Origin of the sequence: Bradyrhizobium sp. BRP23, assembly GCF_020194135.1 — a bacterium.
GTDB lineage: Bacteria > Pseudomonadota > Alphaproteobacteria > Rhizobiales > Xanthobacteraceae > Bradyrhizobium > Bradyrhizobium yuanmingense.
On sequence record NZ_JADYVW010000019.1, the window covers coordinates 1 to 17,392 of the forward strand.

Annotated in this window: 11 protein-coding genes; 4 read left to right on the forward strand and 7 right to left on the reverse strand. The window is 57.0% G+C overall.

All coding sequences use genetic code 11. The features are described from left to right. Positions 1 to 1,063 precede the first annotated feature (1,063 nt). The gene (locus tag I6F24_RS32995; RefSeq protein ID WP_225129964.1) at positions 1,064 to 1,345 is read left to right on the forward strand and encodes a helix-turn-helix transcriptional regulator; all 282 of its coding nucleotides are present in this window, start codon (positions 1,064 to 1,066) and stop codon (positions 1,343 to 1,345) included. Between the two features lie 135 nt (positions 1,346 to 1,480). Then, complete coding sequence (locus tag I6F24_RS33000) at positions 1,481 to 2,416, forward strand: LysR family transcriptional regulator (RefSeq protein WP_225129966.1); 936 nt, start codon at positions 1,481 to 1,483, stop codon at positions 2,414 to 2,416. A 261-nt stretch (positions 2,417 to 2,677) separates the two neighbouring features. Here I6F24_RS33000 and I6F24_RS33005 read toward each other — a convergent pair whose 3' ends face one another. The 3 genes from I6F24_RS33005 to I6F24_RS33015 form a co-directional block, all read right to left on the reverse strand. Continuing rightward, positions 2,678 to 3,346: a DUF2285 domain-containing protein gene (locus I6F24_RS33005; RefSeq protein ID WP_225129968.1), complete on the reverse strand. Its 669-nt coding sequence runs from the start codon at positions 3,344 to 3,346 to the stop codon at positions 2,678 to 2,680. Beyond that, complete coding sequence (locus I6F24_RS33010) at positions 3,264 to 3,458, reverse strand: DUF6499 domain-containing protein (protein ID WP_225129970.1); 195 nt, start codon at positions 3,456 to 3,458, stop codon at positions 3,264 to 3,266. The genes I6F24_RS33005 and I6F24_RS33010 overlap by 83 nt, the downstream gene beginning before the upstream one ends. Before the next feature lie 162 nt (positions 3,459 to 3,620). Then, on the reverse strand, positions 3,621 to 3,854 hold the full coding sequence (locus I6F24_RS33015; protein WP_345944132.1) for a DUF2285 domain-containing protein: 234 nt from the start codon (positions 3,852 to 3,854) through the stop codon (positions 3,621 to 3,623). Between the two features lie 645 nt (positions 3,855 to 4,499). Between I6F24_RS33015 and I6F24_RS33020 the strand changes: the two genes are divergently transcribed. Beyond that, the gene (locus tag I6F24_RS33020) at positions 4,500 to 4,781 is read left to right on the forward strand and encodes a helix-turn-helix transcriptional regulator (protein ID WP_225129974.1); all 282 of its coding nucleotides are present in this window, start codon (positions 4,500 to 4,502) and stop codon (positions 4,779 to 4,781) included. 920 nt (positions 4,782 to 5,701) lie between these two features. On the opposite strand, the gene I6F24_RS33025 is transcribed toward I6F24_RS33020, so the two are convergent. From I6F24_RS33025 to I6F24_RS33045, 4 genes are all read right to left on the reverse strand, one after another. After that, entirely contained in the window at positions 5,702 to 6,589 is an 888-nt protein-coding gene (locus tag I6F24_RS33025) for a TauD/TfdA family dioxygenase (protein ID WP_225129976.1), read from the reverse strand. Between the two features lie 2,937 nt (positions 6,590 to 9,526). Continuing rightward, entirely contained in the window at positions 9,527 to 11,773 is a 2,247-nt protein-coding gene (locus I6F24_RS33035; RefSeq protein WP_225129978.1) for a di-heme-cytochrome C peroxidase, read from the reverse strand. Positions 11,774 to 11,841: 68 nt separating this feature from the next. Beyond that, positions 11,842 to 13,212 (reverse strand): hypothetical protein, encoded by a 1,371-nt coding sequence (locus I6F24_RS33040; RefSeq protein WP_225129980.1) that lies wholly within the window; start codon positions 13,210 to 13,212, stop codon positions 11,842 to 11,844. 91 nt (positions 13,213 to 13,303) lie between these two features. Continuing rightward, a complete protein-coding gene (locus I6F24_RS33045) occupies positions 13,304 to 16,501 on the reverse strand; it encodes a hypothetical protein (protein WP_225148623.1) in 3,198 nt (1,065 codons plus the stop codon). Positions 16,502 to 16,831: 330 nt separating this feature from the next. On the opposite strand from I6F24_RS33045, the gene I6F24_RS33050 reads away from it, so the two are divergent. Next, a complete protein-coding gene (locus I6F24_RS33050) occupies positions 16,832 to 17,203 on the forward strand; it encodes a hypothetical protein (RefSeq protein WP_225129984.1) in 372 nt (123 codons plus the stop codon). The last annotated feature ends 189 nt before the right edge of the window (positions 17,204 to 17,392 follow it).

The following is a 17,392-nucleotide window of genomic DNA, read 5'->3' on the forward strand; positions in this document are numbered from 1 at the left end:
AATGGACCTGCCATCGTCTGCATGGCACTCGCGATCGACGCGCCCACAGGCTCGTTACGGCTTGTGATTAGCGTAATTGTCCGATTTCGCGGCACTTGAGCCGGCACCACCAACCCATCGAGAGCGTCAATCTGCAGCGCTGGCGCGGCAGGGACAGCGCCGATCCAGTCCCAACCGACCGGCGCCGAGTCGCGCCCGCGCTGCTTCCGGCGTCGGAGAACCGACCCTGGTAGCCGCACTGTCATGCTTTTTCGGGCACGGACACCCGGTCCGCTTGTGCCGGGGGAGATTGACGACCTTTAATTTAGGGACGCGTGTGGTCTTTCAAGCGATCGCTTCCATGCCTCCCGTCTTACCGGCAACATTCTCGGGCTCCGTCATGAGCGGCAGCGTATAAGCCTTTTTCATGCAGCGGATCGGTTTAGACTAGTATGCTGGGCATCTCCAATTTCTCCGCGAAGGTAACGAACCAGGGTAGAAAGTAGCGGACGATCCAACCAATTCAGGTAGGTGATTGGCAGTCGTACTAAGCCTACAACTTGGCGGCACCCTAGAGGGGCGAAGTGTCAGCATTCATACCGAATGGGGCAAGGCTGGTGCCAAGGTTAGCGGCGCGTGGCAGGACAGCGCTTTCCAGGGATTGAGCGCCGAGTCACGTCGCCGTTAACCCTTGACGTCCCTGGCGCGGTAATGGCGCGGTAGGGACAGCGTCTTTGAAGGCTTGCCCACTAGTACAGTAGGTGCCCTGCGGTCCCTCTCGGCAATACCACTTAGTAGCACCGCGAGCGGCTTGGCCCTCACGGGAGCAGAGGTGGCCAGCGACACAGAGGCTTGCGGCATCTGCCAGGAACAGCGCTTTCAGGGTTTCACTACCCGATCGCCGAGCCATCCCCTAGTTTGGCTAGCATGGCGGCTAGCAGGAGCAGCATCGGATTCTTTCCATGGCGCCAGTCGCGTCTGCGCTGCTCTCCGCGTTCTGCAACAACTCTTTTCCAGTCCGATGATGTTTTTATGTAGGTTATAGCCAGTGGTTTGATGACCATCGAAATGGCTGCTTTCGCGCATGAGAGCTCGTGCGCTTGTGGCCTACAATGTGCGCCGGATCCGCGTCCAGCGCGGTATTCCGCAGGAGCAATTGGCCTACGATGCAGGTGTTGATCGCTCCTACATGAGCGGACTAGAGCGCCAACAGGCGAACCCTACAATCGATCTTCTCGATCGGCTTGCCGAGACGCTCGGCGTTGCTGTCTCTGAGCTGTTTGTTCGGCCAACCAAGGGGGCGCCGCCACCCGCTACCTTACCTAAAGGTCGCAAGCCGAAGCCGGCACGCCGCAAAAGGACATAGCCCCATTACAGCACCGAGCTGTCGGCGCAGATCTTCTGCGGTACTGACCCAGTATCAATGGCGCGACGTGGATTTTATGCACAGCCTACCCTTTATACGCGGGAATCCCCCTATGGACATCGAGTAATGTGATGGATGTTCATTCTGGCGCCGGAGCAGACAGTGGCGGCTCAAGACGACGAAGTTCCTTTAAACGCCATCCGCGCTTTTGTGACCGTCGCCCGCGAAGGCAGCGTCACGCGCGCCGCCACCACTTTGAGAACAACACAGAGCTCAGTCAGCCGCTATTTGTCCGTCCTGCGGGACTATCTTGGTGCTGACCTGATCGAGCGGCGTGGACGGCGCAGTGATCTAACCGAGTTCGGGAGGCTATTCGCAAACGCAGTCTCTGAACCACTCGAAACGGTCGGCTTCACCGCGAAGAGAATGCGACGCCGCGCGGACGCAGGAACCAATCGGATTGTCGTCCGTACGTCACTATCGACCTTTGCTTCCTCATTTCTGATTCCAAATCTGCAGACGTTCTCTTCTGAAGTGGGCGACGTTATCGTGGACGTCGTGAGCTCGCTCTCGCCGCCGGCATCTTCGGATGATTTCGATATTTTGATTACACGCGATCTTTCCATCGTCGAACCCGCCGACAGTTGGGAGATCTACAATGAGGAGCTGGTGTGCGTGGGCCCGCCAAATCTAGTCGCAGGCAGAGAGTTTTCGATTGTTCGGTCAACGCCGATACTGAACATCACATCACGTCCTGACATCTTGCCGACGTGGCTGAGGGCGATGAACATGTCCTCAAACGATATACGACCGGGCGCGCGTTACGATCACAATTATCTTGCTCTGCCGGCAGTCATGACAGGAAAATGCCTTCTTGTCGCACCTGAAATCATCGTCAGTGATCTGGTGCGAGGTGGCGCTTTGCAAATCATACCCGGCTCGCGCGCTCAAAGTGGCATGCAGTATCGGGCGTATGCGGTGGATCGCAGCGAGAATCCCGAGATCGCTCGTTCTTTTTGCCGGTGGGTTGCCCGCCTTTGCAAGAAGGCGGCGTTAGCGCAGCATACCTGAAATGTCTCTCTGGATGTCTCAATCAGTCTGCCAGAGTTCGTTGTACCGCCTCAATCCAGAAGAGCACTCAACCTGAGGGACTATCCGAGCAAAACGGTCAGAGTCTTCCGGCGAAGATAATGTCTCTGTTGCACTGACCCCGACGACAGAGGACGGAGTGATAGATCGGAACGCAAACACCTCATCCTACAGCCAATCGAGCGATGCCAGAAGTAGAATTCGTTGCACAGACAGAGACGATGCCATTTGTCGCGCCTCAACTCATGAACTGTCATCCCTGCCGATGCCTTTTTCGAACAATGCTCGGCAGCGAAGGCGCATGAGTCGCCGCCCCAGCTTAACAAGCCGAATGGTTCGGCTGCGCAGATCGTCTGTCTTCCAGCCGCGCTCGGCGATACGATGACTTCCAAAAAGACCTTGCGCGATTTGGCGATAGCTATTTCCTTGCTGCCATCCATCCACTGCGCGTAGCGCAAGAATCAGCCGACGCTGCTTCAAAGTAGGGAGAGCAAGAGGAGGCATTCCGAGCGGCCGACGCTCGAGGGCGAGCCAAAGCCGACGCGCGGCCCCCAAGCGAAGCTCGAAATTCACGTCGAGCGGCAGATCAACGAGGACAACAGATCCACTCGCCGGAAGCTCGCGTAGCCAAAGGCGATGCCTCGTGCCCCCGAGTGGCACGATCGCATGCCATCCATCCGGCGCACGACGAAGCTCGCTGCCTGGCAGATTCTCGAAATCGAGCTGGCAGCTTTCGGACGCAATGTAGCTGGCCGCCCGCACACTCAGCACGGTCGACAGCACCTCGGGTGCCCAGAAGACCGCTTGCTTGTCGAAGGTCTTTTGCGGATCAGCAGGAAAACGAGAGCCCCCACTTGCGTCGGAACTCGCCCGCCGCTGCGCTTGAACGTTCGCGGCGAGATAACCGCTCATATTCCTCTTGGTAGTCGCGATCCCGGCGCAGCCACTCCCATGCCAGGTCAGCAACATCTGCCTTCTCGAGGCCGCTGTACGCTTCCTCAGATCTCCAGTCAGTGTCCGGCATCGCATCTTTCCCGCAAAATCTTCACCGCGGTGAAATGCAGCCGATGATTGTGGCGCTTTCCGGCTGCTTGCGTACGTGTGCGCATCGCGCACGTACTTAATCGATGGAATTATCAACTTTTGCGATTGCTAGGAATTCCGGCGATCCTCATATCCGCTCTGTTCATTGTTTTGGCCAACCGCCACCTAGCAGATCGCGATAACCGTGGCCCGCAAGCCACTTGGCCCGAGCCAGATGACTTTCGAACGTGCGTCGCGTGCGATCCGGTTCAACGGTCGGGTCGAGCCCAAGCACAATGCGCGCGATTTCGCGCCAATCTGCCTTGTCAGCGTCCGCATCAAGAAGTCGCATGTAGGCAACAGCGTGCTCCTTGTCATATGACGTGAGCTCGTCCACGCTGGGCGCCAATTCTGCGATCTTCGGCTCGCCTGGCACTACCTAAAACTCCTACCAAGCTGAAAAATCGAAATCAGAGCAACGATAACTAGTTTGAGGTTGTTTTGATACCTACCCAATTGTCGCACGCCAACCTCCCTTTCGCGCCAAGATGGCAATCGCATATCGGCCCACAGTGACCTGGTGGCTCCATCCTGCGCTTTCCCTCATCGCAGTCCATACTCGAAGTGACTGCAGTTTTGCCCTGTAACTAGGTTGTCCTTGCTGCTCCTGGCGGAATGGCTTGGCGGCCCATGGTGAGTGGCCCGCTCGCACTCGTGAAAGGCATGGCCAGAACGTGTCAACTGGAGAATATCTGTTACCTTTTCGTGCCCCGGCTGAACGCTCGTCCTGTCTAGTCGCGGTCCTGGGGAAAACGCCGCAGGTAACCTCTGAGCCCGACTTCCTCCTCTGGCAAGCTATTGGCCCTCGAGAACGCTTTTGATGGTCGACGAGAAGACGCACGCGCTAACGGCGTCTGCATCTCACCGTTACCTGATTCCTCGAAGCGATTCGGGAGAACCGCCACCGTTTGGGTGCGAGCTTATCGTAATAGTCTGGCTATAACCAGTGGTTTCATAATCATCGGAATGGCTGCCTTTGCGCATGAACGCTCGTGCGCTTGTGGCTTGGAATGTGCGCCGGATCCGCGTAGAGCGCGGCATTCCGCAGGAGCAGTTGGCCTATGATGCCGGCATCGACCGCTCATATATGGGGCGCATTGAGCAGAAAAAAGAGAACCCGACTGTTGATCTCCTGGACCGTATCGCCGCGACGTTGGGTATTCACTTGTCCGAATTGTTCACTGAGCCGCCCAAGGGTGCAATGCCCCCCAAGCCGATGTCCAGAGGACGCAAGCCGGCACGGCTTCGCCGGAACAGGACGTAATTGTCGAGAGAGCCATGTTTCAGCTAAAGACGGGAGCAGGCGAAACGGAGCGGCCACGTGCTCCCTTCGATCTAGGGCCGCCAATTGCCATCGCCCGCCCCAGCCGATGCCGCGCCAGCACGGTTCCGCTTAGCGCCCCGCTCCCCCCGGAGCGGCGTATTATATAATGTGAGTATCCTCGAAAAATGAACGCTTGCGCCGCTCGCGTAAACCTACGGACAACCGCTCAAGCCTGAGGTTTCCGAAGAGTCTGTTTGGAATTGTGGTCGGAGTGTCGGGTGCGGTTCGGGATCGCAAGGCCCAACAAAGAGACTTCCGCAATGAAGGACTTGCTACCCTGGCCTGTTGCGCAAGAGCATGGGAGCAGACCCGTTCTCCAGAGCTGTCGGGCGGAGGATCAAGCTGGTGCTCGAGGATGGTATCTTCCGCTGGCCGAAGGTCGAGCATGGTGCGATGCGCTTGCCGAGAGGTAATTGTAGACGCTGCTGAGAATCTCGACTGGCAGCTTGTTCTTGGAGACACGTAAGACGCCGGCACGAACGCGACCGGGATAGTTTCTGCCGGCCCTGCGCGATGTGAATCAAAATCATCGGATGCGTCGCCGGATGGGCGAATATGCTGAATTGGTAGTGAGCAACACCCGGACTTACTTTCCGAGACGATGAGGGCGATGCCGCTCGGTAAGCAAGAGCCAACGGCTGTATCAGATCATCAAAAATGCAGCGGCATCGGTTTGGCCGGAGAGAGAGCGATGCCTGAAGATGAAATGCAGTTGGGCCTGGAAGAAGTCGAGGAGGCGGCAGCTGCGCCCGTTAGCCGGTCCCGGGGAAATAAGAAGCGGGGCTCCGCTCGACGTCGCAGCGCCGCAACTTGGTCTTGGGTCACCAGGCGTCTTACGACATCCGGAGGTGCAGACAATCTCAGGCAGCCTTTGCAGCCCTTGATTTCGGCCGCTTCACGTGCGGTACGCCGGCGTCAATCGCACGCTGCTCCATCGCCCAATGAGGACTGCCGATTTTGTTGGCGAGGTACGGCTCAGTCGCGCGATTGTCCCAGATTACGATGTCGCCTGATTTCCCGTTCCAGCGCACCGTATTCCGCGGCGCGACAAGATACGACTGCAGCCGCTCAAACAGTCTTTGACTAGGATAGCGCTGCAGACCGACGAAGTTCTGCACGGAGCGTCCGAGCCAGAGCATACGTTCGCCGGTCTCGGGATGAACACGAACGACCGGATGTGTCGTTTCGTAGATCGTTCCGGTGGATACGCCGCCCCATGGCCGCTTGTTGGATTCGGTGGCCCCCTCTGTCGGAGTGAGATCGGATGCGACGAAGCTCACAGCCCAGAGGTTATCTGCAAGCATCCGCAGGGGATCGGGAAGATCAAGATAAGCTGCCGCCGTGCTCGACCAAGCGATGTCCCCGCGAAAAGGCAGGATCGATGCATCCCGCAGCACTGAAGTTGTTGCGCGGCCGGCACTGAAGACGACCTCATCCTTCACCTGGTCGATATGACTGCGGGCGCGATCAGGCACCGTCTTCCCAACTATTAAACCTCCCCTTGTGTCCACCATGGCGGGATTCGGTATCAGTGAGCCGAGCCGAAGCAAAAAACGCTGTTGCTGGGCATCATCGAAATCTCCCTGATCACGGAAGAAGATGACCTTATGCTCTAGCAGCAGCCGGTAGAAGGCTACGATGACCTCGTCTGGCAAATCCTCCGACAGCGTACTATTCTTGATTTCGGCACCAAGCCGGTCCGCGTGCTTGACGATGTCTGCTCGCGGGATGACGTTATCAACAGTCATTGTGCCACACATGTCGGCGCCTCTCTCCGTGGATGTCTAAACAAGCCCCGTGTTTGGTGGTCGTGCCTGGCGACAATCCCGCCAAGGCGGTCTTGAGGACACGGATCCGAATTGTCTGAGCGTGGGTCATCACTCCCCACAATTAGGCGGCTGATTTTTGATACACACCACCAGCATCTTAGGATCTCACTCCCTCTGCGCGCCGATGCGTCCAGTGCCGTTCCCATCGAAGGACACTCGCATATCGGGCCACCAGATCGATTTGCTGCCTGATCAACAGTGCAGATCATAGACGCAATCCATGTCCAGTCCATGAAACGAAACCAGCTTTCTTTTCGAGCTTGCGTAACGTTCGCCTCGTCTCAGAACTCGTGCTTGAAAAATCTGCGAAGGACAATTGCGTCGTCACCTCACGCGACCGGCATGGCCTCATCCGCCAAGAATTGAACTCGTTCGCGGCCTGCGCTCGCGAAGCGGATACGACAGGACGCCTCGCCTCGGTAAGCTAATTCTATCTTAAGGCGTATATTATATCTACAACAACCCCAACGAGTCCGCAATCACTTCCTCGCGACTTGGAGTTGTCCAATGCGCGTCGTCTTTTCATCGGCTGGTTGATTGGGTTGTTCTTCTTGCCGAGCAGGAAAGTCGCGCAAAATGTGAACGCTGCAACTCCCATTGCAGCTAAACAACGGACTCAATCCCTCGATTTGCGAAATCTGCGCGTGTCACCGAATGCAGGTCGTCAGGGCTGTGACCTACGTACCTGGCTCTGTCCGGAGGCGTAGATTTTCCTTACGGCGCGCAGCTTGTTTTAGCTTCCTGGCAGTTGACCGCACAAAATAGAGACAGAGCGCGGCCCCCGGAGGAATACCGTGCGCCGCCGAGACAATGCAGCGACTTCGCGCTCTCACATTGCCAGCCGCAAGTACTGTCAGGCTATTTTTGCCCCTATCGGCAGCACGAGGCTGAAGGCAGCGCCTGATCTAAGATCATGAGCCAGGATCCAACTTCCTAAGATCGCCCTGCTTTCGTCTAATGGCCTTAAGGCGCGTGAACATGATCACACACGCACCAAAAATGCGGGATTTCAGAGAAGACGATGAAAGAATGCACCAGCTGCGCAACAACGCGCCAACGCGAACGAGCCATCATGCAAGATGCGCATCGCCGCAACAAAGATACTTTTCAAGAACCTGAGATTCGTCACAGGCCGCAGTAAACTCCGTTAAGCTTGCTTGCTTGTGTAGAGAAGCCGCTTGTAAGAGCTGCTAGATGGCGCAAGCTATGCGACAAACGAAGAGCGAAGTCTGAACTTGATCGCCGGCGCCCAGCAGGATCTGCGATGCAAGCAGCCGACGCTTTGCCGGTCTTCTCGCCCTTTCCGTTCGCTTGCTCCGGGTTGGCTCGCCGATCAGGTCAGGCGCAACGTGTTTTATCACGTCGCCCCCTTGCGCCCGATCACAACGAGCCTTCGTGCAGGGCCCGCTCCCGAAGATCCAGCGAGTTTCCAGCACTCTCCGCGCGATCCGATCCGAAGTCAGCACCGCGCGGCATGTAGCAGCCGGAGGATCTCGACCGGCCGGAGTGACAGTTCGCGACAGTTGCTCAATGGTTCTAATCCGTCAACGCGACATCGCAAGGCTTGATATTTTTTCCTTGAGCCTCCGGCGCGCTTTCGTCCCACCAGCTAGAATAGTTTACTCGAACTTGCGCTGGTCGCCGTCTCTGCCCACCAAATCGCCCAGGTTCTTTGCGGGTGCTTGGTCAATCGCCGGATGCCACTATGATCCCGCTTCGCGAGATCCGCTGGCCAACCCTGAATTGATTCCGTTTACGACAAATGCCGTTTCGCGCGCTTAGCCGTTCCGGGTCAGCTTCCACGACAGCGCGCTCCCTGAATGGTTTCAGTTCGCGGGCGCTTTGCTGATGGATTCGGATCGGCGTGCTTAATCCTGTTTGGTTGGGCCGGTAGGTTCGCCGGCACCGCTACTTTCGGATGAAGATCGACGAGAGCCTTGCTGTAGCCACATCGAGGGAGCACTGGTCAAGGCGTTCTGCCCAACTTGCCTGAGAACTTCGACGGACGTCTCGCCGCGAGAGGCGGCTTCTAGAATTTTGGAAGCGACGTGCGCTCGGATGCCGGTCTCCTCACGCGACAGCCCCTTGCACACTTCATCCAGAATTCGACGGAGACAGGCGGTGGTTTCGGAGTTGAGCATAGAAGGTCTCCTCCAATGGAGCGGTGCAATGACTGCACAGCACGGCGAATTTCACGACATAAATACTATCAACTGCCAATGTGAACGGCGATGGAAATGGCTCTTAAACATCTTCACTTAAGGTTGCATGATCATACAATGAAGAACGTCGCGCGTCATCAAGTCCGGTGTCTTTAGCGAAGATTACCGACATACTCGGGTAAGTCGTTCGATAGCCTGATGGTCTTGTCCGCGCTAAGCTGGGCCTCGTGGTTGAACATGTCAGCTCGTGGCGCATCATCAATGATCGGCGACTTATTCGATGCCGTGAACCCGACAAGCTCTGTCGATGACGCTAGACTAGTCCGCGCGCGCCATCCAGTTCACGTTCTGAGTAGATTTCTGCGCACTCTGCACCCAGCTCGAGCGCGGGAGCGCCTCCTCAGTTAGCAGCACCGAAGAAGATCACGGCTCTACTCCTGATTAAGGCTCTAATCCTGGCCAGAGTTCAGCCTTCTGATCGAATTGATCAGCCAAGCCCGGCGCGCCCCGGCATGACGCGCAATCGAATCAAGGACCGCCGCCGTCATCCGATCCTCGAAGGGAATTCCGGCAACTCCCCCGCAGGACCTTGAGTGACATGTCCTCAAGGATAAGTTTACGAAGCGTTCCCAAGAAAATCGACTTGGTTCTGCCGTAGGGCGACGAGCGCCGAGCTTCCAGCGTGACGGCCTCCTTATAGCGTCTTCAAATACTCTAGAAGCGCCCGCCGTTCGGCGTCGGTTAATTCTGGCCCGATGACCCCAGGCGGCAGCTTCGTTACGTCCGTTTCCTTGCCCTCAAAAGAATGCCCGCGATTGCTATTCCCAAGCAAAGATACGTTGAAGTCCGTCAGCCCGGCCGCGCAGGCGTCGTTCGCTCGTACTTTCGCAACGAGCCCGACGTCAACAGGATCGAATTTGCGGCTGCCCACGCAGAAAGAGCTCGGCCGCCGACCCTGCGGCAATAACATGTCCTTCAGCGTCGGCACGGATCCGTTGTGCAGATACGGAGCCGTTGCCCAGACGCCGTCCAACGGACGCGCCCGGTATTGAGGTTCAAGGGCAAGGACATCTTCGTCCTTGCTGTTACGGCGCACCCGCGCCCCAACGTATGCTCGCGGGTTTTGGCAATTCTTCCTCGGCCCCCACATCTGCTGCTTGGTGTTTTCGGAGGAGTTGTTCGCGAGGTTCCATTGATCGATCGTCTTGCCCACGACATCCATCAGCGCGAGCACAAATAAGGGGTTTGGCGCCGCATCGGCCGGAAGGCCGCATCCCCAGGCTTTGTTCAGGTCATCGATCGGATTGAGGCCGAGTGAGGCAGGTAAGTGAACACGCCGAGTTGTCAGGACATTGGATTGTTGGCGATCAGTGCCGATCGCGTTCACCGGCAGCTGAGCGACGTTGAAATAGTGGCGTCCGCCGATCTCCACCCAATTCTTCTCGCCCTTGACAGAGCGATCTGGGTTCTCCGGCTTCCAGAACGAATCTTCCGGCCACTTTGCTTCGAATGCGGGATCGTTGACGGGCCCTCGGTGGCATTCAAAGCAGTGCGAGCGATAAAGATCGCGACCTTTCTCAACGAGTTTCTCGTCAATGGCCCAGGCCGGGTCGCCTCGGAACCTGTCCTGCGCATCCTTCCATCGTGGCGCGACAAGCCCGTTAAATTTCCTGCCGCTTGCCTCAGCCGACGAGAAGGGATCGGTACCGCGCAAAAGCTCCTCAAAACGCGCAATGTCCGCTAGATGGATGGATGATTCAAATAGCGGCCGTCCCGGCGCCGGCGCCCTCATATTGATTTTCGCGCTGACGCCGAGCGCTTCGCCTGAATTGCGAACAAGCTCGTTGAGAACAGAGGCGTCATACTGCGCCCAAAGGAAGTACGGCGTGTCCCAGATTGGCGGAAAACTCACAGGAGCGTCGTTGCGCGCGAAGTTGCCCTTCAGGAGCGGATCTGGGAGTTCTCCGCTCGCTGGATCGAGAAAATTCGTGTAGAAGACCTGGTTGCCGATCCGGTTCAAGGCATCAAGCCGACCGAAACCCTCGTCGAGGTTCGTCACTCCCTGCCTCGTCAAAAGGCTATCGTTTGCGGCCTTTTGCTTCTTGATCTTTTGAAGTGCGCGCTCCAGATCACCTCGAAGCTTCTTGCGGTCGACGCTTCGAGCTTCAATGCTTTCCAGCCGGTCGGCGAAGCGCTCAAACCGCCACGGCAACATCAGCGTATAGCCGATCGATAACCCAATGACCCGTTCAACCTCGCCAAGATTGACCATCGCGGGCCCACCATCGTAGCGAATGCTGACATTCTTGTACTCGAGATGACCTGTATGACAGGCGGCGCAGGTTAGTCCGATCTGATCTTCGTAGAAATCTCCCGTTGTCGGGTCGACGCCCCCTTTCAGGATCGCGAACCCCACAGGCAAACCATTTGCATTGTCAGGCATGCTCGCTGTCCAAGTGGAGCTAGCGCCCTTGGCGTCCTCCTGGTAGCCGTACGCGGGTGAGCTAGCGTCAAAGTCCTTTGAGCTCGGACTTGGGATGAAACCAAGGCGACGCAGATACTCGTTGTCCGTCAGGCTCGTGTAGCGGACCGACAACTCAGGACGTTCTAGAGCCAGGAACCATCTATAGGGCACAGGAATAGTCGCCGTGCCTTGGGACGTGTGGTGGAACCAGTAACGCTGCCGCGCACTCCAGTTCTGCGGCAGCCAGTATGCGCTATCGATCTTCGATGGGGCGGGCAGCGTCGCGGGCAGCAATTGGGCAACCAGATTTGCGTCATTCTTGACCTTGAGCGCCGCATCGCGAAGCTTCTCCGGTACGAAATACGCCATCCCTATTGACGCCGCCACGACGAACACAATCGCGAACAAGAGACCGACGACATGAGGCCACCGCCTCACCACGCCACCCACCCAAAGGTTGAACGAACGTGCCCCCATCCCAAAATTCTCCTTAATCTCAGATGCGCCTGCCGCCGCGCGAGCGCGCCGGCCAGCGATGGCGCTTATTACTTGTTCAGCAATTGGCTATTGATGAAGGTGACGACGTCGGTGGTCTCGGCTGCCGCGCGTCGCGTTATGGTCGCGGCCGCTGGGCCACCATGCAGGAATGAGGGGAACCAACCGAAATTGCGAACATTCCAGTCTTCTTTCGGTAGAACGGCTCGGTTCACGCCTGACACCGCGAAGCCTTGCACGTTCCTGGCCAGCGACTGGGCGGTTTCGGTGTGACAGCTCACGCAGTCCGTATTGAAGAAATGACTCTTCTTCGTGTCGGCAATGACATTGACGATCTCGAGTACGCGGCTATTTGGCACCTTGGCATCGATGAAATCGGCTGTCGAAACACCCTTACGATTGGCAAGCGGCAGAGGAGGATTCTGTAGCGCCGCGTGGCGACACGTCGTTGGATTCTGGTTATTCGTGACAGGCCGCGGGACCACGTGCGTCTGGCCTACGATGCTAAACATCTGCGCGGCATGAAGGCCGTCGAGCGTCGGGCCAGGCACTGGTATCAACCCGGCCTGCGGGACCCTCAGCATCGAGACGAAAACCCAGGGTTCGGGCGGCGAAATCCCCATGACAGCCATGGTGTTGAGGCGCTGCGGCGAGAGATGCTTTTCCAGCAAAGCTTTGAGGGCATCACGAAACGGTTTTGCGGATGCACCGATAAGGCCCGGGTGCACGTTCATGTCACCGGTAGTCGAGACCTTGACATTGCCGAACTTTCCCGCCGCAAGTTGATCACGCAATGATGCAACGTCACGAACGATTGCCTTGAAAGCTTGATCGTCAGGTTTAAATCGCGGGAATGGCCCACAACCATCAAGAGGTGAATCAGGCTCGAGGTTGAAACTGAAGATAAGATGACCGGCAGTGTCATGGACCTTCAATCCCTGGGGTCCATTGGTCACCGGCTGAATGATCAGGCGGATTTGCGGTTGCCGGCCAAACTGGGCGATGACATCAGTAGATAATCCCGGGGCTCCCGGATCGATCCGGATGCCCGCAACGAACCAGGCATCGATCTTTTTCACGATATCAGGCAGCTGAATGCGGCGTGTGCCCGAGTCCGGCACGCCTTCGCGTTCTGGATTTTCGGCGTTTGCAATGAAACGCGAAAAATCCTCATCGGACAAAAGCCGCTGCGGAGCCCCAGTGGGGCCGGCGAGGTCGGACATCGCGATCAGATTGACGAGGTCTGCTGGCGCTTTCGGTGGAGGAAACAGGATGGACACGTCGTTGGCCGAAAGCGGCTTCGATGGCGTCTCGGCCCTGGCTGTTCCTGCTCCCAAGGCAACGGCGACGATCAGCCCCGCTGCGGACAGACTTGTAAACAGCCGACCAAGTTTTGACCGGCGGATTTCACCCTTTGCCATCGTCAGCAATTCCCCTGTAAGACTAAACAATCGAAAGTCCGATCTACAACGCTTTCAGTCACATCCCGCCCGCGGCCCGGTATCAGGATGTTTACTCGCTGCCGTAAAATTTACTCTGCAATGTCTTGAGTTGGGTAGGATGTAACGCCTCTTCAATGCAGCCGAGAAACATCTGGCTTCTTGCATAGACACGCTCCCTATCGGTTGGGCCATGCTCCATGTCGGTTTGCAGCGCGCGCACGGCGATCCAGTCCTTCGAGGGATCCTTGAGCAACTCAAACAACGTTCGGTTCCGATAGGGATGAAGCCGAAAGTGAGCGAAGGCGACCTTGGCTGAGATCTTCGCATCGCGCAGTGCATCGGGAAGCGTGAGGAGATCAAGCCCGGCCAGTTCTCCGATCTCTTGCATTTGGTTCTGCGCTTCCTGATATTGCTCGCGTCCCACCAATTGATACATTCCTCGTGGACGAAACAGCCAACCGTCGTCCGTCCCCACCTGGTTTCCGAACGGGTTGCCCTCGTAACCAAGAACAAAGTTGGCCAATTCCTTCGGATGGTTGAGCAACGCCTCCATGCCGACGGGCGATTTGTTCGCGGCCGCAAGCTCGGCATTGTTCTTTTCTATTCGGTCGCGCCATTTACGCGGCAGTTGAGAGACCGCGCTGTAAGAGAAGTCTTCGCTGCTTCGTGTAAAATCGGCGCTGTCGTAGGAGATTGCCCCCAGGATATAGGCCAGGATCCGTGGATCGCGCTCGTCGATGCGGTCCCATTCCTGCAGCAAAGCCTTAACCTGCTCGGCCTGGAAATACGCCATATAGCTCTTTCGATATGGCGGCACGGGTGCAGGAACTGGCGCATGATTCTTGATCGATTCCGCCAGTTCATGCTCGTACGCAGAGACTTTATCCTGGTATTTCTGATAGCCACGCTCCTGCAACCACTTGCTCTCATAGCAAGCAAGTAACGGCTGCGGCTTGATCTTTGAAGCGGGCCTGTATTCCTTCTCCAACTCATCGGCGTAAGCAGCCTTTGCAAGCTTGGCATCCCTAAGTGCCTCAAATGCAGATGCGACGGATCCGTTCAAGAGATGAAATAATTTCACTTGCAAGCAATCCGCGTTGCTCTGCTTCTTGCGGGATTGATCGAAGTCATCCTTCGGCACACAATCCCAAAAGCGGCCGCTGCTTAGCGAAATGATATCTTCGGTTTTCTCAGATAGCGTCCAACCAAGCGGCAGGTTGTAAAACGAGCCTGTGATGTCTATTCGACCGAACGTTGGAAAGCGTTGCACGCTAGGCGTTACATCGCTCGTTGGCCGACGATCGATATTGTTCGCGTGGTCGAGCGCAACATAGGTTCGAGAGGTTCGCGTGCTCAAGAGCGCGCGCACCGGCTCCATGAGCTCACCGAACTTGAAAGAGCCGTGGTCTCCAAACTGACCGCTCACCAGCGACAGCAGATAAATCCGGAATTTTGGCGCGTCAGAGGTGCCCTTGATGCTCTTGAGCCGCTCAATCAAATCGAGCGCGGTCTCTATTCCGGAATTCTCGACATATCCGCCGTCCACGAGGCGGGCCTGCGGATTGGCGGTAATACAATCGTTCCGCAAGGAGACCGTCGCTGCCGGCGTCACCCATGGAAACCGAGCGCTGGTAAAGGCCGCGGCACTAAGCGGAATCCGCAGCGAGTGGCTCTTGACACTTTGATCGGCTCCTGTGCCGGCACGATCAAGCATCGAGAGAATACAGAGGTCTTTGTCTTTCACGTGGAGCGGGTCGATATCGAATGGCGAGATCACAACGCGCTTGCCGCTACCGGCATCCGTCGTGTTCAACAACAGCGCCGGCATATTGTTGGAAGGTGTCCAATGTGACTGAAAATCGGCCTTTAGCAGATTGGATTGGTCGCCAACACCCTTTTGGTTCTTGAGCATTCTGTCTGCAGCATTCTCCAGCGTGTACTCCAGAAAACGCGCGCGATCAAAACTTGGGATAGCGAACGGAGAAAACAGCTGGGTGAAGTCGGTAAATAGAAAACCGGCAACCAAGGGCGAGAGAAAATCAGTCTCCAAGATGCTTGCAACGCGCTGTTCCACCTGCCCGGGGGCATCGACATCCTCGGCCCGGCCGACGCCGGCCAGAAAGTCGGCGATCTTCGGGCATGTCTTTGCGTCGGGAGCGACCGTATCAAGTGGCGCCTTGTCGGCATGAAGCGCAGCTGCAAAGATTGCCGAGCCGACACTCCCCCCGGAGACGCCGCTTATCGCAAACAGATGCTGCCGAAATGCCGGACAGAGATCCTGCATCCTGGCAAGAAAGCGCGCCGCATTGTTGGCTGCGTAGATGCCTCCGCCCTGGGCAGCCACAATGAACACCGGATATTCTCCGAGCCTCTCGGCCTCGGCCAGGCGCGGTTTTTGCCGAAGCCAATCCCGAAATGCTTCGACTGCAGAAGTGCGCATGTCTTCTGATGGGCCGGTTGCTCCGGCCACGCTGCGTAGCCCGTGGTCATCGCCTCCGAACAATGAGGCAACCACGAACAAGCCGCCAAACACAACCGGTATAAAAGGAAAATTGAACCTGATCGTCAGTAGTGCAAAGTGGGTGGTGAGACCGGCCACGCACATCGCAAAGAGAGCGATTACGCCGAACGATCCGACGAATTGTGCAAGTCTGTCCGGAAACAAAACGAACCCGGTCGTCAACAGGGCGATGCCGCCGATCGTGAGCGCGAGAAATCTATAGCGGATGAAATAGGCGATGTTCGCCCGGTTCGCGAGTGCCGCCGAGCGATGTTTTGATCCCATCTGCCAAGCGAATACGACAAACGAGGCGAGCAGGATCAACATGGCAAGCGCAAGGATGAGTAGCATGTTCCGCTCGAAGGCGAGCGCTTGGTCCTGAATGCGGAAGATACTCCCGACCTCCTCGACCTCTCCGATCTTTTCAGCTGGCCGCGAGGCGAGTTGACCTGCCGTCGCGGCGATGATCGGCAACGCTCCGAGTACAATGGGTGCAACTTTGATACAAAGCGCCACGGTCCCCCTAGCGGGCGGGATATGAGGCAGGGTTGCGGCGCTAAGCTGAAAAGCGGCCGCCCAGATCGTAAGCGCAATCACGCCCACGGCGACGAACTCCTTGAGCGTTACCCACCCAATATCGTCAGCGGCTATCCGGTAGAGCTCTTGAATCTGATCTGGCAAGTACAGCAATATTGAAATGAGGACCGAGAAGACAGCAATCCACCGCAGGTTGCGCAGTAATGTAAAGAGCTGCTCGCGCACAGTCATCCCGTCAATTTCCCATACTGTCATCGGAGATAGTCCTGAGCGAGCAAATAGGCTTGGATTTTAGAAATTCGTACCAGCCCTCGTCGAGGGCCTGCGCGGTAGATAGCGGGCGGCCCGCAACAAATTGAGCGGAGATCTCCTATCGGACACCGACCCGAAAATTGAGAACATAACCTACAGTAGTGGCGCGATTTATCGAATATTCTCTTGAATCGTCAAGAGATTTTCGATGCTGAGGATCAAAACCCGTGATGTCGATGTTTCGCGCTGTCGATCCGCCACCTTGCGCATTTTTTCTTCACTCGTTTGTTTAGAACGCAATAAAGCCGCATGCCCCACCTCACTCCCGTGATCGGTCGATGGCAGGTCGTCATTACCGGACGTGGGCTTCAATGCTTACGGACGCGCGGACCGCGTCAGGCAATCCGCTACTTACTCGGCGGCGCCCAGTCCGGCGCAAAGCAGATCGCTTCCAATGATCTGATCGGTCAGCCCACATGGATTCAGGCACCGTCGATCGCCTTCAAAACCGTGATGCGCGCGGACTTGAAAATCGGCGATGAAATCCGGATGCCAAAGACGCTGATTACGAACTCGCAGCAGACCATGTCGTCGTTGATCTACCAGAGTGCTGCGCAGCAAGGCACCTTCCTTTTGTCGTCGATGCACCACTTGGGCAATGATAGGCAGCTGGACGGTTAGAGCTGGGTGACCAAGTTCAACGCCTTCCCGAAAACAGCGCAGAGCACATAGCGCTCGCGATTGAAAGCATCAAAATGCGCGGAAGCCGCAAGGGCACCAACCAAGGTGCTCCCTATCATCCGGGAGCCATGAGCATGGCGGCGCACCTATCTCTGGGAGTAAGGAGTCGGAGTGCGCCAAAATGCAACC

What these genes read in the sequence shown, in the direction of transcription:
- I6F24_RS33050 (WP_225129984.1), top strand. Translation starts at nt 16,832, where the DNA reads ATGCCCCACCTCACTCCCGTGATCGGTCGATGGCAGGTCGTCATTACC.
- I6F24_RS33005 (WP_225129968.1), bottom strand. Translation starts at nt 3,346, where the DNA reads ATGAGCGGTTATCTCGCCGCGAACGTTCAAGCGCAGCGGCGGGCGAGT.
- I6F24_RS33010 (WP_225129970.1), bottom strand. Translation starts at nt 3,458, where the DNA reads ATGCCGGACACTGACTGGAGATCTGAGGAAGCGTACAGCGGCCTCGAG.
- I6F24_RS33035 (WP_225129978.1), bottom strand. Translation starts at nt 11,773, where the DNA reads ATGGGGGCACGTTCGTTCAACCTTTGGGTGGGTGGCGTGGTGAGGCGG.
- I6F24_RS32995 (WP_225129964.1), top strand. Translation starts at nt 1,064, where the DNA reads ATGAGAGCTCGTGCGCTTGTGGCCTACAATGTGCGCCGGATCCGCGTC.
- I6F24_RS33045 (WP_225148623.1), bottom strand. Translation starts at nt 16,501, where the DNA reads ATGACTGTGCGCGAGCAGCTCTTTACATTACTGCGCAACCTGCGGTGG.
- I6F24_RS33000 (WP_225129966.1), top strand. Translation starts at nt 1,481, where the DNA reads ATGTTCATTCTGGCGCCGGAGCAGACAGTGGCGGCTCAAGACGACGAA.
- I6F24_RS33040 (WP_225129980.1), bottom strand. Translation starts at nt 13,212, where the DNA reads ATGGCAAAGGGTGAAATCCGCCGGTCAAAACTTGGTCGGCTGTTTACA.
- I6F24_RS33025 (WP_225129976.1), bottom strand. Translation starts at nt 6,589, where the DNA reads ATGACTGTTGATAACGTCATCCCGCGAGCAGACATCGTCAAGCACGCG.
- I6F24_RS33020 (WP_225129974.1), top strand. Translation starts at nt 4,500, where the DNA reads ATGAACGCTCGTGCGCTTGTGGCTTGGAATGTGCGCCGGATCCGCGTA.